Annotated in this window: 15 protein-coding genes and 1 tRNA gene; 7 read left to right on the forward strand and 9 right to left on the reverse strand. The window is 50.2% G+C overall.

The window, feature by feature from the left end:
• Positions 1-43: 43 nt before the first annotated feature.
• Together U868_RS0109415 and gapA are read right to left on the reverse strand one after the other, a co-directional pair.
• Positions 44-814 carry a hypothetical protein gene (locus U868_RS0109415; protein ID WP_025153067.1) on the reverse strand — a complete coding sequence of 257 codons (771 nt, stop codon included), beginning with the start codon at positions 812-814 and terminating at the stop codon, positions 44-46.
• A 159-nt stretch (positions 815-973) separates the two neighbouring features.
• On the reverse strand, positions 974-1,969 hold the full coding sequence (gene gapA, locus U868_RS0109420) for a glyceraldehyde-3-phosphate dehydrogenase (RefSeq protein WP_025153068.1): 996 nt from the start codon (positions 1,967-1,969) through the stop codon (positions 974-976).
• 329 nt (positions 1,970-2,298) lie between these two features.
• Here gapA and msrB point away from each other — a divergent pair, with 329 nt between their 5' ends.
• The gene (gene msrB / locus U868_RS0109425) at positions 2,299-2,712 is read left to right on the forward strand and encodes a peptide-methionine (R)-S-oxide reductase MsrB (RefSeq protein WP_025153069.1); all 414 of its coding nucleotides are present in this window, start codon (positions 2,299-2,301) and stop codon (positions 2,710-2,712) included.
• A gap of 103 nt (positions 2,713-2,815) precedes the next feature.
• Complete coding sequence (locus tag U868_RS0109430) at positions 2,816-3,091, forward strand: YeaC family protein (protein ID WP_025153070.1); 276 nt, start codon at positions 2,816-2,818, stop codon at positions 3,089-3,091.
• Between the two features lie 42 nt (positions 3,092-3,133).
• On the opposite strand, the gene pncA is transcribed toward U868_RS0109430, so the two are convergent.
• From pncA to sppA, 3 genes are all read right to left on the reverse strand, one after another.
• Positions 3,134-3,775: a bifunctional nicotinamidase/pyrazinamidase gene (pncA, locus tag U868_RS0109435; protein ID WP_025153071.1), complete on the reverse strand. Its 642-nt coding sequence runs from the start codon at positions 3,773-3,775 to the stop codon at positions 3,134-3,136.
• Between the two features lie 10 nt (positions 3,776-3,785).
• Positions 3,786-4,805, reverse strand: coding sequence for an asparaginase (ansA, locus tag U868_RS0109440; RefSeq protein ID WP_025153072.1), 1,020 nt, complete (start codon positions 4,803-4,805; stop codon positions 3,786-3,788).
• 105 nt (positions 4,806-4,910) lie between these two features.
• The gene (gene sppA / locus U868_RS0109450; RefSeq protein ID WP_025153073.1) at positions 4,911-6,773 is read right to left on the reverse strand and encodes a signal peptide peptidase SppA; all 1,863 of its coding nucleotides are present in this window, start codon (positions 6,771-6,773) and stop codon (positions 4,911-4,913) included.
• A 163-nt stretch (positions 6,774-6,936) separates the two neighbouring features.
• Here sppA and U868_RS0109455 point away from each other — a divergent pair, with 163 nt between their 5' ends.
• The 3 genes from U868_RS0109455 to U868_RS0109465 are packed head-to-tail and all read left to right on the forward strand — an operon-like array spanning position 6,937 to position 10,527.
• Positions 6,937-7,488 (forward strand): NAD(P)H nitroreductase, encoded by a 552-nt coding sequence (locus U868_RS0109455; protein ID WP_025153074.1) that lies wholly within the window; start codon positions 6,937-6,939, stop codon positions 7,486-7,488.
• A 28-nt stretch (positions 7,489-7,516) separates the two neighbouring features.
• A complete protein-coding gene (gene selD, locus U868_RS0109460) occupies positions 7,517-8,560 on the forward strand; it encodes a selenide, water dikinase SelD (protein WP_025153075.1) in 1,044 nt (347 codons plus the stop codon).
• 2 nt (positions 8,561-8,562) lie between these two features.
• A complete protein-coding gene (locus U868_RS0109465) occupies positions 8,563-10,527 on the forward strand; it encodes a DNA topoisomerase III (protein ID WP_025153076.1) in 1,965 nt (654 codons plus the stop codon).
• A 31-nt stretch (positions 10,528-10,558) separates the two neighbouring features.
• Here the strand turns inward: U868_RS0109465 and xthA are convergent, their stop codons facing one another.
• Complete coding sequence (gene xthA, locus U868_RS0109470; RefSeq protein ID WP_025153077.1) at positions 10,559-11,368, reverse strand: exodeoxyribonuclease III; 810 nt, start codon at positions 11,366-11,368, stop codon at positions 10,559-10,561.
• A 415-nt stretch (positions 11,369-11,783) separates the two neighbouring features.
• On the opposite strand from xthA, the gene U868_RS0109475 reads away from it, so the two are divergent.
• A complete protein-coding gene (locus tag U868_RS0109475; protein WP_025153078.1) occupies positions 11,784-12,647 on the forward strand; it encodes a helix-turn-helix domain-containing protein in 864 nt (287 codons plus the stop codon).
• Between the two features lie 16 nt (positions 12,648-12,663).
• On the opposite strand, the gene U868_RS0109480 is transcribed toward U868_RS0109475, so the two are convergent.
• From U868_RS0109480 to U868_RS0109490, 3 genes are all read right to left on the reverse strand, one after another.
• Positions 12,664-12,748, reverse strand: a tRNA-Tyr gene (locus U868_RS0109480).
• Between the two features lie 158 nt (positions 12,749-12,906).
• Complete coding sequence (purU, locus tag U868_RS0109485; protein ID WP_025153079.1) at positions 12,907-13,755, reverse strand: formyltetrahydrofolate deformylase; 849 nt, start codon at positions 13,753-13,755, stop codon at positions 12,907-12,909.
• Between the two features lie 65 nt (positions 13,756-13,820).
• Positions 13,821-14,297 (reverse strand): YchJ family metal-binding protein, encoded by a 477-nt coding sequence (locus tag U868_RS0109490; RefSeq protein ID WP_025153080.1) that lies wholly within the window; start codon positions 14,295-14,297, stop codon positions 13,821-13,823.
• Between the two features lie 165 nt (positions 14,298-14,462).
• Here U868_RS0109490 and rssB point away from each other — a divergent pair, with 165 nt between their 5' ends.
• Complete coding sequence (gene rssB, locus U868_RS0109495; RefSeq protein ID WP_025153081.1) at positions 14,463-15,491, forward strand: two-component system response regulator RssB; 1,029 nt, start codon at positions 14,463-14,465, stop codon at positions 15,489-15,491.
• Positions 15,492-15,533 lie beyond the last annotated feature (42 nt).

Consider the following 15,533-nt stretch of genomic DNA (forward strand, 5'->3'; position numbering starts at 1 on the left):
CAAAACAAAAGAGCCGCAAAAGCGGCTCCTGACATCCGGAATTTTATGTCGCGATAGATATATTATTAAAATCGGGATAGAAAATCTGATGTGAAAGATTTGAAAAATTCTGTCTGCTTAATACAGAACCCCCGGTATTACTCATGATACTTTCATTTTTATAATGCACATCTATCAGTTGACGGGTCAGTGCAAGGTTCATCCGGTATGCTGCGCTGTGAAGCAGACGACGTTTTTCCGGTGTAATGCTGATCGCGTTATTCTGAGTATTTTCTGCCGGTTTTGTGGTCACAATATACTTGTCCTCATAACGGGAAGAATGATCTCTGGCCAGACAAAAGCCCTGTTCTGCCATCTCAAGCACCATCTGTATGGTATCCGTATTCTCCTGTGAGAATTCGTGTCCGGATGACAGATATTTATCCTGCTGTTGCCTGAGCATATTATATGCTGCCTGTGCTGAGACAGATGAGGTGGACAATACAGATAATTTACCGATTGATGCAGTCGCCTGTCCGTTTTCTGCTGAAACTGGTTCGGTCTGATTCGGTAATACAAAGCCGAGTTCCGCAGCACACGTTTTTATTACGGGAGTCAGATAACATTCGGGGGTCATGCAGGTCAGCGCAATTAATCGCTCACACACTTTGCGGATATTATGGTCTTTCTGTGTATGACATCCGGTTGAGAATGTTTTAAAACTATTAATAACGGAAGCGAGGTTGTCTTTCAGATGGCTGAAAACAGGTTGATTTCCAGTACAGCTTCCTGCACGCAGAGGCTGATATTCCGGAGTATAGGAGATTATTTTCACGGTTATTTTCCTGTTTATTGTCGTCACCGGAAAATAATATGAAACAGGCTGAGGAATGTATTTAAAGATATCACCATTTAAACCGGTATGGTGCTGTCATGATGTATAAAATAAAAAATGGCCGCAATCGCGGCCATTTCAGAGAATATGAGTGCAGACTTATTTGGAGATGTGTGCAATCAGATCCAGAACTTTATGAGAATAACCGGTTTCGTTGTCATACCAGGAAACCAGTTTCACAAAGTTGTCGTTCAGTGCGATACCGGCTTTGGCATCGAACACAGAAGTCAGTACTTCGCCGTTGAAGTCAGTGGAAACCACGTCATCTTCGGTGTAGCCCATCACACCTTTCAGTTCACCGGCTGCTGCTGCTTTGACAGCTTCGCAGATTTCAGCGTAAGTGGCTGCTTTTTCCAGACGGACAGTCAGGTCAACAACAGAGACGTTAGGAGTAGGAACACGGAAAGACATACCGGTCAGTTTACCGTTCAGTGCAGGGATAACTTTGCCCACTGCTTTTGCTGCGCCGGTAGAAGACGGGATGATGTTCTGGGATGCACCGCGGCCGCCGCGCCAGTCTTTGTGTGAAGGACCGTCAACAGTTTTCTGGGTGGCAGTGGTGGCGTGAACAGTGGTCATCAGACCTTCAACGATACCGAATTTGTCGTTGATGACTTTTGCCAGTGGTGCCAGGCAGTTAGTGGTACAGGATGCGTTAGAGACGATTTCCTGGCCCGCGTAATCTTTATGGTTAACGCCCATAACAAACATCGGGGTCGCATCTTTGGAAGGACCGGTCAGAACAACTTTCTTCGCGCCTGCCTGAATGTGTTTACGTGCGGTTTCGTCAGTCAGGAACAGACCGGTTGCTTCAGCAACAACATCAACACCGGCTTCGTTCCACTTCAGGTTCGCAGGGTCACGCTCGGAGGTAACGCGGATAGTTTTACCATTAACAACCAGATGGCCATCTTTCACTTCAACGGTACCGTTAAAACGGCCGTGAGTTGAGTCGTACTTCAGCATGTATGCCATGTAATCTGCATCGAGCAGGTCGTTGATTGCAACGATTTCGATATCTGAACGCTCTTGTGCAGCACGGAATACGATACGGCCGATACGACCAAAACCATTAATACCTACTTTGATAGTCATAGTATTACCACCAGCTATTTGTTAGTGAATTAAAGTTGCTACTAAAGTTACCAAAACCTTGCCAGCCGTCAAGCGGAATCGTGTCAATTAATGTCATTTAACATTTAATCTGCTCAACAAATCGCCACTTTCAGTAAATTTGTCGCCGCTATTATCGGGACTTACCGGAATAAAGACAGCGTGTATGGGGCATAAATGTGAAACATGTCACAAATAAGTAGTGTCAATGCTGACATGACAAGTTTAGAATAACATCCGGTCATTTGATGTTAATTTTTTGTTGTTCTGTAGTCTGACTGACCCTGCACAATAATGATAAGGATTCAGCTATGTCCGGGACTGATAAAAAGCGGGATACACCTGCTGAGCTGACAGAGATTCAGCACTATGTCACACAGGAAGCGGGAACTGAGCACCCGTTTACCGGCCGCCTGCTCTATAATGAGAAACAGGGGCTATATCGTTGTATTTGTTGTGGTTCTCCGCTTTTTTATTCGGATACCAAATTTGATGCCGGTTGCGGCTGGCCGAGTTTTTATGAACCGGTCGGCAAAAGTGCGATCCGGTATATTGACGATACCTCTCATGGCATGCATCGTATTGAGACCCGCTGCGGCCATTGTGATGCGCATCTGGGGCATGTTTTTCCTGACGGGCCTGCGCCGACAGGGCAGCGTTATTGCATTAACTCAGCATCACTGAGTTTTGAAGATGAAAAAACAAAAGCAATAACAAGCGGTTAGTTTGGTTATGTTGGTATTTAACATTTGTATAACGATAGAAAAAACGATTCAGCTTCTGATGTGATCAAAACGTGAAATCAGACGCTTTCGGGGAAGGAACTGTATGGAAATTGATGATTTATTGTCCGCCATGACGCCGGAAGTCTACGGGCGTCTGGTGACCGCCGTCGAACTGGGTAAATGGGCCGATGGTGTACCGCTGACGGAATCCCAGAAAAGCAGCAGTCTGCAGCTGGTGATGTTATGGCAGTCCCGCCATAATGCGGATCCGGCACATATGACGGTGGGTACTGACGGGGAAATCAGTCTGAAAAGTAAGCAGGAACTGAAAGCGCTGTTTACCGACACTCACCTGGCGACACTGAGACCGCAGGACTGAATATAAAACGGGACAGTATTGACTGTCCCGTTGTGATTTTTGCTATTCGTTTTCGCCGCAGAACTGAGCGGCAGTCTGCAATACCGCCCCGGCGTTTTCCATCTCTGCAAAGGCGGTGAGGCTGTCATCCGGCTGTAAATTAGCGCCCCGGCAGCCGTCTGTGATCACAGTGACGGCAAAACCTTCCGCCAGGGCATCCAGTACCGTAAATTTCACACAGTAATCGGTGGCGATCCCAAGAACCGCGAGATGCGTGATCTGCCGTTCTGTCAACAGTGGCAGCAGGGCGGTCGGCTCCCGGTGGTCGTTATCATAAAATGCACTGTAACTGTCCACTTCCGGATTTTCACCCTTATAAATAATATGGCTGATGGCCTGTTTATTCAGCTCAGGATGAAAATCCGCTCCCGGCGTGTTCTGCACACAATGCACCGGCCACCAGACCTGCGGCAGTCCGTTCAGCTCGCCGCATTCACCAATCACTGTCCCTGAATTAACCGCAAAGCTCAGATGCGCTGCCGGATGCCAGTCCTGACTGGCGATCACAGGAATATTTTGCTGCTGACAACGGGCTATTATCCGGTTTGCTGTGCGGATCACCGCATCACTGTCGCGGACAGCCAGACTGCCGCCCTGACAAAAATCATTCTGGATATCCACCAGAAGTAATGCCGGTTTTTTCATTGCCGACTCCTCAGTTGTCGTTATAGCTCAGTTCTCCGCGCAGATCCTGCTGCATGAGAATACGGATTTCATTGCTGGTGTAATCCTGGCTGAGCAGATAATGCAGTTTGGTCAGCGCCGCCTCGAAGGTCATATCAAAGCCGCTGATCACCCCGGCTTCCGCCAGCGCATGACCGGTGGCATAGCCGCCCATATTGACGCGCCCTGAAATACACTGTGTCAGGTTGATCACAATGATGCCGCGCTCTGTGGCCTCCCGCAGTGCTGTGAGCAGTTTCGGGTGCTGCGGTGCATTACCCACGCCGTAAGAGCGGATAATCAGTGCTTTGACCGGCTGCTGCAGAATGTTGTTCACCACATCCACTGACAAGCCCGGATACACGGTCACCACGCCGATGGGTTGCGGAGTGATGTTATGCAGCGTGAAAGGTGCAGTGCTCTGCGGCAGCGGGTGTGTATTGAGATTGCGGATATTAATCCCGGCTTCCATCAGCGGCGGGTAATTCGGGGAGGTAAAGGCCGCAAAGCCGTCCGCGTGGGCTTTGACGGTACGGTTACCCCGGTATAAGCGGTTATTGAAGAATAAGCCCACTTCATTGACCGGATAATTTGCCGCCAGGTACAGGGCATTCAGCAGGTTGATCTGACCATCGGAGCGCAGTGCTTCAAGCGGAATTTGTGACCCTGTCACAATTACCGGCTTGGTCAGGTTCTCAAACATAAAGGAGAGTGCCGATACGGTGAATGCCATGGTATCCGTACCGTGCAGGATCACGAAACCATCATAGTGGTCATACTGGGCTTGGATATCATCCGCGATACACTGCCAGTCATCCGGCGTCATATCGGATGAATCAATCAGCGGCTGGTGCTCGGTGATGGTGAAATCCGGCATCTCCGGACGGAAGAACTCCGGCATTTTGGCAACCTGGCGCTGAAGATGGCCGGAAACAGGGATATAGCCCTGTGCCGAATGCTGCATACCGATAGTCCCGCCGGTATAGACCACATAAATGGATTTCTTTTGCATGTTACTGCTCTTAACAATGAGTACAGGGAAGGAAATTATAGGGGCTTCAGAAATAAAAAAAAGCCTGTTCGTCACGAACAGGCTTTTGCGGATAAAGAATAAAACTTACTGAATATTGGTGCAATTTAAGCAGAATGCATAACGGTACTGCGGATCCGTCAGCATTTTCATAAAGGATGCCTGTTGTGTCAGCTGTGCGCCGACCGGTGCCGGGATCAGCCCCTGTAATGATGACGGCAGTGTCACCTTCACATTTCCGGCTGTTTCCGCGAGCAGTTTGTCAATGAACGACATTTCCGGCTGCATCCAGTTGAGTACCGGCTGTTCAACAGAGGCCAGCTCTGCCGCTTTGGCAACCGCATCATCAAAATCGCCGAGTTTATCGACCAGGCCATTCGCTTTGGCGTCAATACCTACCCAGACACGGCCCTGGGCAATTTTATCCACTTCTTCCGGTGTTTTGTGGCGGGATTTGGCAACGAGGTTAATAAAGTTACGGTACCCGTTTTCGATATACAGCTGCATCAGTTCTGAAAATTCCGGTGTCAGTGCCTTGGTCACTGTGGCGTCAGCCAGCGGAGACGTGGATACACCGTCAGTATGCACACCGATTTCACCCAGGGTGTCCTCAAAGGTGGTGATCACACCGAAAATACCGATGGAGCCGGTGATGGTGCTCGGTGAGGCAATAATGTAGTTTGCCGGTGTTGAGATCCAGTAACCGCCGGAGGCCGCCATACCTCCCATGGAAACCACCACGGCTTTACCGCTCTGTTTCAGTGCTGCGATTTCCGCACGGATCTGATCCGATGCCGTTACACTGCCGCCCGGGCTGTTTACCCGCAGTACCAGGGCTTTCACTTGCGGATCCAGACGGGCTTCGCGGATTTGTGCGGCAACGGTATCACCACCGGCCATTCCCGGTGCATCCGGCCCGTCAACGATCGCGCCCTGAACCACAACGACCGCGATATTACCGGTGGTTTTTCCCTTCGGCACGCCGATGCCCATATTTTTGGCATACTCAGCAAACGGAATCGCATTGATGGTGTTTTTCTTCTGATCCCAGCCGAATGTTTTGGACATTTCAGACTCAAACACGCTGGCCGGCATAATTTCATCGACCAGTTTCTGTGTGACAGCATAAGCCGCATTATCACCATTTGCGGATTTCATCAGTGCCAGCATCTGCTGTGCGCCCGGGAAAATGGTGGTTTTGCCGGTTTTACGGTTTTGCGCGAGTGTGGTGAGATAATTATCCCACAGCACACTGATAAAACGCTGTGTGGATTCACGGGCTTCCGGCGACATATCATTGCGCATCATCGGCTCAACGGCTGATTTATAGGTGCCGACACGGAAGATGTGCGTTTTTACCTTCAGCATTTCCAGCAATTCGTTATAATACAGCGTATTGGTAGCGAAGCCGTAGATACCGACACCACCCTGCGGCGGCATGTAGATTTTGTCTGCATAGGATGCCAGGTAATATTGCGCCTGGTTGTAGTTGCCGCTGACGGCATAAACCCGTTTCCCTTGTTTGCGGAATTCGGTGATGGCTTTGCCGATATACTGAAGTGACGGCTGATCAGCACCGATAAAATCATCCAGCTTCAGGATCATGCCGGTAATGTCAGGGTCAGTGGCGGCGGTGCGGATAGTTTCAACCACATCAAACAGCGAGTTTTCCTGTAACTGACCGGAAGACGCGCCGAGCAGCTGAAGAGAAAGACTTTCCAGCGGACTGTTACGGCTCAGCTGATCGACGACAACACCGGAGAGATTTACATATAATGCCCCGGGGTTACGGCTGGTCTGAACATCCTGTTCACTCAGCAGGACATAGGTCCCGGCAGCTAACAGCAGTATGATGATAAAAAGGACATTGGCGACAAGCTGACGCACAAAATTCAGTATACGCCAGCTCCATTTAAATATTCCGGCAACGATAGTCCATAAAGTATGCATGACGGCTCCAAAAACAAAGATGTCCTGCTATCGTAAAGAGGATATCCGGATTTGTCAGCCGGAAAACAACGCATTGCCGAAAATATCGGCAGTTAAGCAATCTATCCTTAAAAACAGTAAAAAAAGTGGTAGCTTATCAGCAACTGCAAAAAGGGGAAAACCGATGGATGCACTGACATTATTACTCAACCGGCGTTCTGCGTCTCGTCTGACCACACCTGCACCGGAAGGCGAAGCATTAAAAAATATACTTAATGCCGGGATGCGTGCGCCGGATCATGGCGCGTTACAGCCCTGGCATTTTATCGTGATGCGTGATGACGGCATCACCAAATTCAGTCAGCTGCTCGAAAAAGCGGCAAAAACAGCCGATCTCGGGCCGGAAGCGGAAGAGAAAGCCCGCAATGCGCCATTACGCGCACCGCTGATTATCACGGTTATCGCGAAAGTGAAGCCGGAACATAAAGTTCCTGAATGGGAACAGATCGCGGCGGCAGGCTGTTCGGTCCATGCAATGCAGATGGCCGCTGTGGCTCAGGGCTTCGGCGGGATCTGGCGCACCGGTTCGTGGACAAAAGACCCGGTGGTACGGGAAGGTCTGGGATGTGAAACGCACGATAAAATTGTCGGCTTTCTGTATCTCGGCACCCCGGCACTGAAAGCGCCGGCTAACGTGGCGGCACCGGATCTGACACCGTTTGTCACGTATTTCTGAGCAGACTGACGTTAACAAGGAGACTATCATGTCAGAAGCGGTGCGTTTAACGCAATACAGTCACGGCGCGGGTTGCGGCTGTAAAATTTCCCCGAAAGTGCTCGACACCATCCTGCACAGTGAGCAGGCAAAATTCACCGATCCTAATCTGCTGGTCGGCAATGAATCCCGTGATGATGCGGCGGTGTATGATATCGGCAACGGTACCGGCATCATCAGCACCACCGATTTCTTTATGCCGATTGTGGATGACCCGTACGATTTTGGCCGTATCGCGGCCACCAATGCCATCAGTGATATTTACGCCATGGGCGGCAGGCCGATTATGGCGATTGCGATCCTCGGCTGGCCGGTAGACAAACTGGCACCGGAAATTGCACAGCAGGTGATTGAGGGCGGGCGTGCGGTCTGCCGTGATGCCGGTATTTCGCTGGCGGGCGGCCATTCCATTGATGCCCCTGAGCCGATTTTCGGCCTGGCGGTCACCGGTATCGTCCCGACAGATAAAGTCAAACAAAACAACCGTGCGACCGCAGGCTGTGAGCTGCTGCTGACCAAACCGCTGGGTATCGGTATTCTGACGACCGCCGAAAAACAGAGCAAACTGCGTCCGGAACATAAAAATCTGGCACGTGACACCATGTGTCAGCTCAACAAGCCCGGTGCGGATTTCTCTGAAATCGGCGGCGTAAAAGCCATGACAGATGTGACCGGCTTCGGTCTGCTCGGCCACCTGAGCGAAATCTGTCAGGGTTCCGGGTTACAGGCTATTATTCGCACTGATTCTGTTCCGGTACTGCCGGGGGTGTATGACTATATTGCTCAGGGCTGCTGTCCGGGCGGCACACAGCGTAACTTTGACAGCTACGGTCACCTTATCGGCGACATGACCGATGTACAGCGTAAACTGCTGTGTGACCCGCAGACCTCCGGCGGCCTGCTGCTGGCGGTTGATCCGGCTGCGCGTGAGGAAGTGGAGGCTGTCGCCCGCAAATACGGCCTGACATTAAGCCCGGTCGGTGAACTGACTGAGCCGGACTCATCCCGTAAACTGATTGAAGTCACTGCATAAGCATGCGTTTGTTTATTGCCGAAAAGCCGAGCCTCGCCCGTGCGATTGCGGATGTATTACCCAAACCGCACCAGCGGGGGGACGGCTTTATCCGCTGCGGTCAGAATGACTGCGTGACCTGGTGTATCGGCCACCTGCTGGAGCAGGCGGAGCCGGATGCGTATGATCCGCGTTATGCCCGCTGGAACCTGGCTGATCTGCCGATTATCCCGCAGAAATGGATCCTCAGACCCCGCGATGCGGTAGCGAAACAGTTACGTACTATCGGTACACTGCTCAGTTCCGCAACCGAAGTTATCCACGCCGGAGACCCCGATCGCGAAGGGCAGCTGCTGGTGGATGAGGTTCTGGATTTCCTGGAACTCGCGCCGGAAAAGCGTCAGCAGGTACAGCGCTGTCTGGTCAATGACCTTAACCCGCAGGCGGTAAGCCGGGCGGTGGATAAAATGCGTCTTAACCGTGATTTTATCCCGCTGTGTGTCTCGGCACTGGCACGGGCACGGGCAGACTGGCTCTACGGCATCAATATGACGCGCGCTTACACTATTCTCGGCCGTAATGCCGGATATAACGGTGTACTTTCAGTCGGCCGGGTGCAGACCCCGGTGCTCGGACTGGTGGTACGTCGTGATGAGGAAATTGAGAATTTTGTACCGCGTGATTTCTTTGAAGTGCGGGCACATATTGTTACCCCGGCAGATGAACGTTTTACGGCGATGTGGGTGCCGAGTGAGGCATGCCGGGATTATCAGGATGATGAAGGGCGCCTGACGTACCGGCCGCTGGCGGAGCATGTGGTCAGCCGCATCACCGGCAAACCGGCGTTTGTCACCGATTTTCAGGACAAAACGGAAAATGAAATCGCGCCGCTGCCGTTTTCACTGTCCGCGTTACAGATTGAGGCCGCCAAACGCTACGGGCTGAGCGCCCAGGCAGTGCTGGATATCTGTCAGCGTCTGTATGAAACCCACAAACTGATTACCTATCCCCGTTCGGACAGCCGTCATCTGCCGGAAGAGCATTTTGCCGGACGTCACAGTGTGCTTAATGCGATTTCTGTGCATACCCCGCATCTGCTGCCGCAGGATAACCTCGATGATTCACAGCGTAACCGCTGCTGGGACGATAAAAAGGTGGATGCGCACCACGCCATCATTCCGACCGCAAAATCGGTCTCCGTGTCGCTGAATGAGAATGAGGCCAATATCTATGAACTGATTGCGCGTCAGTATCTGATGCAGTTTATGCCGGATGCACAGTACCGCAAATGCGTGATCGAGCTCGATATCGCCAACGGTAAATTTGTGGCAAAGGCGCGTTTCCTCTCTCAGGCGGGCTGGCGGACCATGCTGGGTGCCAAAGAGCGTGACGAGGAAAATGAAGGCACACCGCTGCCGGTGCTGACCAAAGGGGATGAACTCCTGTGTGAGCGCGGTGAAGTGGCGGAGCGTCAGACGCAGCCGCCGAGACCGTTTACCGATGCCACGCTGCTGTCAGCCATGACCGGGATTGCCCGGTTTGTGAAAGATAAGGCGCTGAAAAAAGTACTGCGTGAAACTGACGGATTAGGCACTGAAGCGACCCGCGCCGGGATTATCGAGCTGCTGTTCCGCCGCGAGTTTTTGTACAAAAAAGGGCGGAATATTCATTCATCCCCGGCAGGACGCGCACTGATTCATGTGCTGCCCGAAATGGCGACATTACCGGATATGACGGCACACTGGGAATCCACATTGACACAAATCAGTGAAAAACAGTATCGTTATCAGGATTTTATGGTGCCATTATCTGAAACACTGACCGGGTTGATAAACCAGGCCAGACAGAACCGGAATGTCCGGGCTTTCCGTGATTTACCACCACCGCCGCAGGCGAAGAAGGCCGGCGCGAAAGGCAGAGGCAAAACAGCCGCGAAGGGCAAAGGGAAAACCGGCGGGAAAAAAGCACCGCAACAGGAAAAAGAATAAAAAATGTCCCGCTTTGACGGGACATTTTTTATCAGCGGGTTAAATCGAATTCAGCCCAGACCGGCGCGTGGTCAGAGGGTTTTTCCATACCCCGGATCTCATAATCAATGCCGGTGGCGGTACAGCGCGGTGCCAGTGCATTGCTTGCCAGAATCAGGTCAATCCGCAGTCCGCGGTTGTCATCAAAGCCGCGGGAGCGGTAATCGAACCACGAGAAACGGTCGTCTGCATCCGGATACATGGCGCGGTAAGTGTCTGTCAGTCCCCAGCTGAGCAGGCGATCCATCCACTCGCGCTCTTCCGGCAGGAAAGAGCACTTGCCGGTCTTCAGCCAGCGTTTACGGTTGGCATCACCAATTCCGATATCAATATCCTGCGGGCTGATATTCATATCACCCATAATAACAATCGGATCCTGATTGGAGCGCCCGGACAGATAGTCCTGTAAGTCCTGATAGAATTTGGTTTTCGCCGGGAATTTCAGCGGGTGGTCACGGCTCTCTCCCTGGGGGAAATACCCGTTAATCACTGTCAGTACCCCGGCAGGGGTATCAATATCCGCCATAATCAGACGGCGCTGGGCATCTTCATCGTCCCCGGCGAAGCCTTTGCGCACGGCAAACGGCTCTGCCTTGGTCAGCAGGGCGACACCGTAATGGGATTTCTGGCCGTGATAAAAAATGTGGTAGCCGAGGTGTTTCAGGTCATCGAGCGGGAACATCTCGTCATGGACTTTGGTTTCCTGGAGGCCGATAACATCTGGCTGATGCTGTGCGATAATCGCTTCCAGCTGGTGGGGCCGGGCTCTTAACCCGTTAATGTTAAAAGAGACAAACTTCATAGCATTCCGACCGGTTGATGAGTTAACAACAAAAGAGTAACAGATCGCAGAAAAAAAGTAACCCGCCTGCAGAATAATAAAAAACCGGCACACCCGGCAGAGGTTAATATGTCTTAATTTTAATTGACAAAATAATCAGCATTAATAATGATTATTCTTCCTTCAGTAAAGCGGAATGAAATGGGTATGATAAAAATCGGAAGGAAGGTTTTTGTATTTATGGATTAATATTTAAAATGAGATTTAATAAAACAGAATAATAAAAATATAACATTGTATTATTATTGTTGTATGAGTTTTAACGAAAGCCGTATTTTAACTCTTTATTTAAGAAAAAAACACCAGAAATAAAGTCGTTACATATCAATAAGTAATTATTTAACTGATTATTTACTACAGCACAGGAATCGACATTATGTTTTTTTCAAGGAAGTTAGAAGCCTTTATGGCCGTTGTTGAGTACGGCTCACTCAGCAAGGCCGCGAAAGTAATGAACAGGACAACGCCTCCGGTCGCGAAGTCCATCAAGGATTTTGAAATCTCCCTGGGTAAGCGTTTATTTAAACGTGAGAAATTCGGGATGAGCCTGACTCGTGAAGGTATGGAGTTGTACAATGATTTGAAAGATCTCTATATGCAGGAAAAAGAGATTACCAAAAAACATATCAGCGGAACGATATGTAATAAGGTGAATATATTTTATGACTGGGGCAAAAGTAAATATATTGGTGCGCTGTACCGGGCGGCATTCAAAGCCGGTATACAAATTAATATATTTCGTTTCCATTATGATTGTATTGATGAAATAAATGATTTTGAGGGGAATACCCTGATACTGTCCTCTGAGCAGGTTATCAGTGAGCGTTTTATGCTGCTGCGCCACTTACCGCAGGGGCAAATCGGGATTTGTTGCCGCCGTTCACTGTTTCTGGCCTGCGACAATAATTTACAGGCATTATTATCCTGCTGTGTCTGGTTATGTGAGCCGTTGTTATATGAAAGCCCGTTACTGAAAACATTATTGCAGCAGCATGATGAGCAGAGTAAACATGAACATGTGCACCTGATCGACAATGTGAACAGTTATCTGCATCTGCTGGTTGACGGGGATTATCTCTGTTTTATTGATGAGCATCCGAAAACCCTGCCGTACAGTGATGAGCTGATTTTTCTGCCGTTATCGCAGAGTGAGGCGGAAAATCATTGTTATCTGTACAAATCGAAGTCACATGCAAGTGTGCTGAACAAAATAATGGATTGTATTGAAAATATGAAGTAACAGGAGAGAATAGAGATGGTGGTGGGAGAAGGATTCGAACCTTCGAAGTCTGTGACGGCAGATTTACAGTCTGCTCCCTTTGGCCGCTTGGGTATCCCACCAAAAATCAAATTGTCTGTCCGTTCAGCGGTTGCCTTGGGACGGGCTGCATAATAGCAAATATGCGGGCGCTGTAAAGTAAAAAAAGAGAAAAAATGTGTGTTCGCCGTTTTTTTGCCCGAAGTGCCCGTTATCCGTGCAACTTCAGGCAATTAAGCCGTTATAAAATGACAGTGCGGTTACCGTAAACAAATACCCGTTGTGTCAGAACACGTCCCAGGGCATGGCTGAGCACATTTTTTTCCACGTCACGTCCGGCCATGACCATATCATCAGCGCTGTAGGTGTGATCAACATTTATCACGCTCTGGTGAATGATCGGGCCTTCATCGAGATTATCATTCACATAGTGCGCGGTGGCACCGATAATCTTCACGCCGCGCTCATATGCCTGATGATAAGGCCGTGCGCCGATAAAGGCCGGCAGGAAGGAGTGATGAATGTTGATAATCCGGTTCGGGTAGTGCTGCACAAATGCCGGGGTCAGCACACGCATGTATTTTGCCAGCACCACATAATCCGGCTGATACTGATCAATCTGTTGAATAATCTGCATATCATGCTGTTCACGGGTCAGCCCCTCGTGGCTGATATAATGGAACGGAATACCGAACTGCGTGACCAGATGAGAGAGGACATCGTGGTTGCCGATAACCGCCGCGATGTCGACATCCAGACCGCCGTAGGCGCTTTTCATCAGGATATCACCGAGGCAGTGCGCTTCTTTGGTCACCATAATGACAATGCGGCGGCGCCCGGCGGTGGTTAATTCACGTGTGGAGCCTTTCGGCAGGGCATCATCCAGGTCGGCCAGCAGGGTTTCATCGTTAAAAATTCCTTCCAGCTCGGTACGCATAAAAAAGCGGCCGGTACGGTGATCAACGAATTCATTGTTCTGGACAATATTCAGCTGATGCTTGTAACAAATATTGGTGATCTTGGCGATAAGGCCTTTTGCGTCAGGGCAAATGGTTCGCAGAATTTTTTTCTGGCTCGTCTGGTGTTGCATGGAAGGTGCGGATCCTTAATAACTGATGTCGGTGATGTTTGTTTACAGAAGGTGCCTGTCCGGTGTCAGGCACAGCATTTTTTATATTTTTTTCCGGAGCCGCAGGGGCAGGGATCATTACGTCCGGTCTGTGGTTTAACGCCATCGAGGTACATCCAGGCACCGTCAGTCAGGCGAAAACGGGAGCGTTCGTGAATGAATTGTTTATCTTCGGACTTTTTATCAATAAAGCAAGCACAAAATTCAACGAAAGCCTCATCCGGCGCGGTGCCGGGCTGAAAATCGATCACATTCAGCCCCAGCCATTCTGTTTCACCGAACCCGGCAACCAGTTCTGCCCGCAGAGCTTGCGCACGTACCGGCGGGTACCAGGTGCGGATGAGATGATCAGCATTATGGGTGACAAACGCGCTGTAACGCGAACGCATCAGTGCCCGCGCATCCGGTGCGGACTGCACGCCGGAAAGATAAGGCTGACAACACTGTGCGAAGGTATTCCCGCTGCCGCACGGGCAGGGATCTGTTTCTGTAAAATGAGACATAATTATCAAATAATGTGTTGAGGGTAAATAATCGTAAGGAACAGAGATCAGATGCTACCGGAAATAGCGATCACGCGCTATCCTTAATCTCAGCAGCAGTGCGCGGGCAACGTTACCACCGGCGTTCCGCACGTTGTGTTGTGAGGCCGGCGGAAAGGAGATGCGATGAAGCAGGCACTGGACGGAAAACGATTGTTAGTCATCGATGACGACCCGGCATTCAATATGGCGCTGTCATCTTATTTACGTCTTCTCGGTGCCACGGTGTTATCTGCCGGTGACGGCGCCCGTGCATGGGAATGTATAGAACAGGGCTTTCAGCCGGAGCTGATTTTCTGCGACCTCAATATGCCGGTGATGACCGGCGCGGAATTTATTGCCCGGTCACAGTCGGATTTACCGGCCATCCCGGTGATTGTTATCTCCGCGACACAAAAAATGTCCGATATTGATGAAGTCCTGCGTCTCGGGGCGAAAGATGTTCTGTTAAAACCCCTGAGCAGGCTGGAAGAGGTGAAAAAATTATGTCTGTCTCACCTGTATCCGTCCTTTTTTTCACCGGGTGTGCTGGAAAATAATGATCTTTCCGGGATCTGGGCACAATTGCAGCATAATGTGGATGATGTTTTACGTTTATTAAAACAGCTGAATCCGCCGCCGAGCCAGGTACTGGCCAATTATCAGATTCGTTATGCGCAATTATCCGATACCTGCCGTGCCGGACTTGTATTTGATGTGGCAGAATTTTCCGATAATGAAGTGGCGTTTTATTGTCTCGATATCAGTCAGAATACCGGGAATGGCCCGCTGGTGGCGATGTTAATCCGCGTCATCTTTAACGATTTGCTTAAACGCTATATTCATAATCACCACCGGAAATTACCGAGCATGACCGCTATCTTAAATAAGCTGAACCGTTTATTGCAGGACGCGGGTATTCCGGGACAGCTGCCGCTGCTGCTGGGGTATTATCACACCCGGCGCAAGTCGGTGTTATTGTCCAGTGCCGGTATCTGTGCGGAATTACGCTCTGATAATCATGTGATCCGTATTAACCGGGGGATCCCGCTGGGGACACTCTCATCGGTTTATTCCAGTCAGATAAGCGAATTCAGCCGTCATCTGCAATGCCGGATCTGGAACAGCAGCAGTCAGATTAAATTAAGTCTGACCCCCGGACCGCATCAGGGATAATGACCGGACTTTACCAACCCGTTCAGATATTAAACATCTCTT

The sequence above is a fragment of the Morganella morganii H1r genome, assembly GCF_000633515.1.
GTDB classification, from domain to species: Bacteria; Pseudomonadota; Gammaproteobacteria; order Enterobacterales; family Enterobacteriaceae; genus Morganella; species Morganella morganii_B.

What these genes read in the sequence shown, in the direction of transcription:
- gapA (WP_025153068.1), bottom strand. Translation starts at nt 1,969, where the DNA reads ATGACTATCAAAGTAGGTATTAATGGTTTTGGTCGTATCGGCCGTATC.
- msrB (WP_025153069.1), top strand. Translation starts at nt 2,299, where the DNA reads ATGTCCGGGACTGATAAAAAGCGGGATACACCTGCTGAGCTGACAGAG.
- U868_RS0109430 (WP_025153070.1), top strand. Translation starts at nt 2,816, where the DNA reads ATGGAAATTGATGATTTATTGTCCGCCATGACGCCGGAAGTCTACGGG.
- pncA (WP_025153071.1), bottom strand. Translation starts at nt 3,775, where the DNA reads ATGAAAAAACCGGCATTACTTCTGGTGGATATCCAGAATGATTTTTGT.
- ansA (WP_025153072.1), bottom strand. Translation starts at nt 4,805, where the DNA reads ATGCAAAAGAAATCCATTTATGTGGTCTATACCGGCGGGACTATCGGT.
- sppA (WP_025153073.1), bottom strand. Translation starts at nt 6,773, where the DNA reads ATGCATACTTTATGGACTATCGTTGCCGGAATATTTAAATGGAGCTGG.
- U868_RS0109455 (WP_025153074.1), top strand. Translation starts at nt 6,937, where the DNA reads ATGGATGCACTGACATTATTACTCAACCGGCGTTCTGCGTCTCGTCTG.
- selD (WP_025153075.1), top strand. Translation starts at nt 7,517, where the DNA reads ATGTCAGAAGCGGTGCGTTTAACGCAATACAGTCACGGCGCGGGTTGC.
- U868_RS0109465 (WP_025153076.1), top strand. Translation starts at nt 8,563, where the DNA reads ATGCGTTTGTTTATTGCCGAAAAGCCGAGCCTCGCCCGTGCGATTGCG.
- xthA (WP_025153077.1), bottom strand. Translation starts at nt 11,368, where the DNA reads ATGAAGTTTGTCTCTTTTAACATTAACGGGTTAAGAGCCCGGCCCCAC.
- U868_RS0109475 (WP_025153078.1), top strand. Translation starts at nt 11,784, where the DNA reads ATGTTTTTTTCAAGGAAGTTAGAAGCCTTTATGGCCGTTGTTGAGTAC.
- purU (WP_025153079.1), bottom strand. Translation starts at nt 13,755, where the DNA reads ATGCAACACCAGACGAGCCAGAAAAAAATTCTGCGAACCATTTGCCCT.
- U868_RS0109490 (WP_025153080.1), bottom strand. Translation starts at nt 14,297, where the DNA reads ATGTCTCATTTTACAGAAACAGATCCCTGCCCGTGCGGCAGCGGGAAT.
- rssB (WP_025153081.1), top strand. Translation starts at nt 14,463, where the DNA reads ATGAAGCAGGCACTGGACGGAAAACGATTGTTAGTCATCGATGACGAC.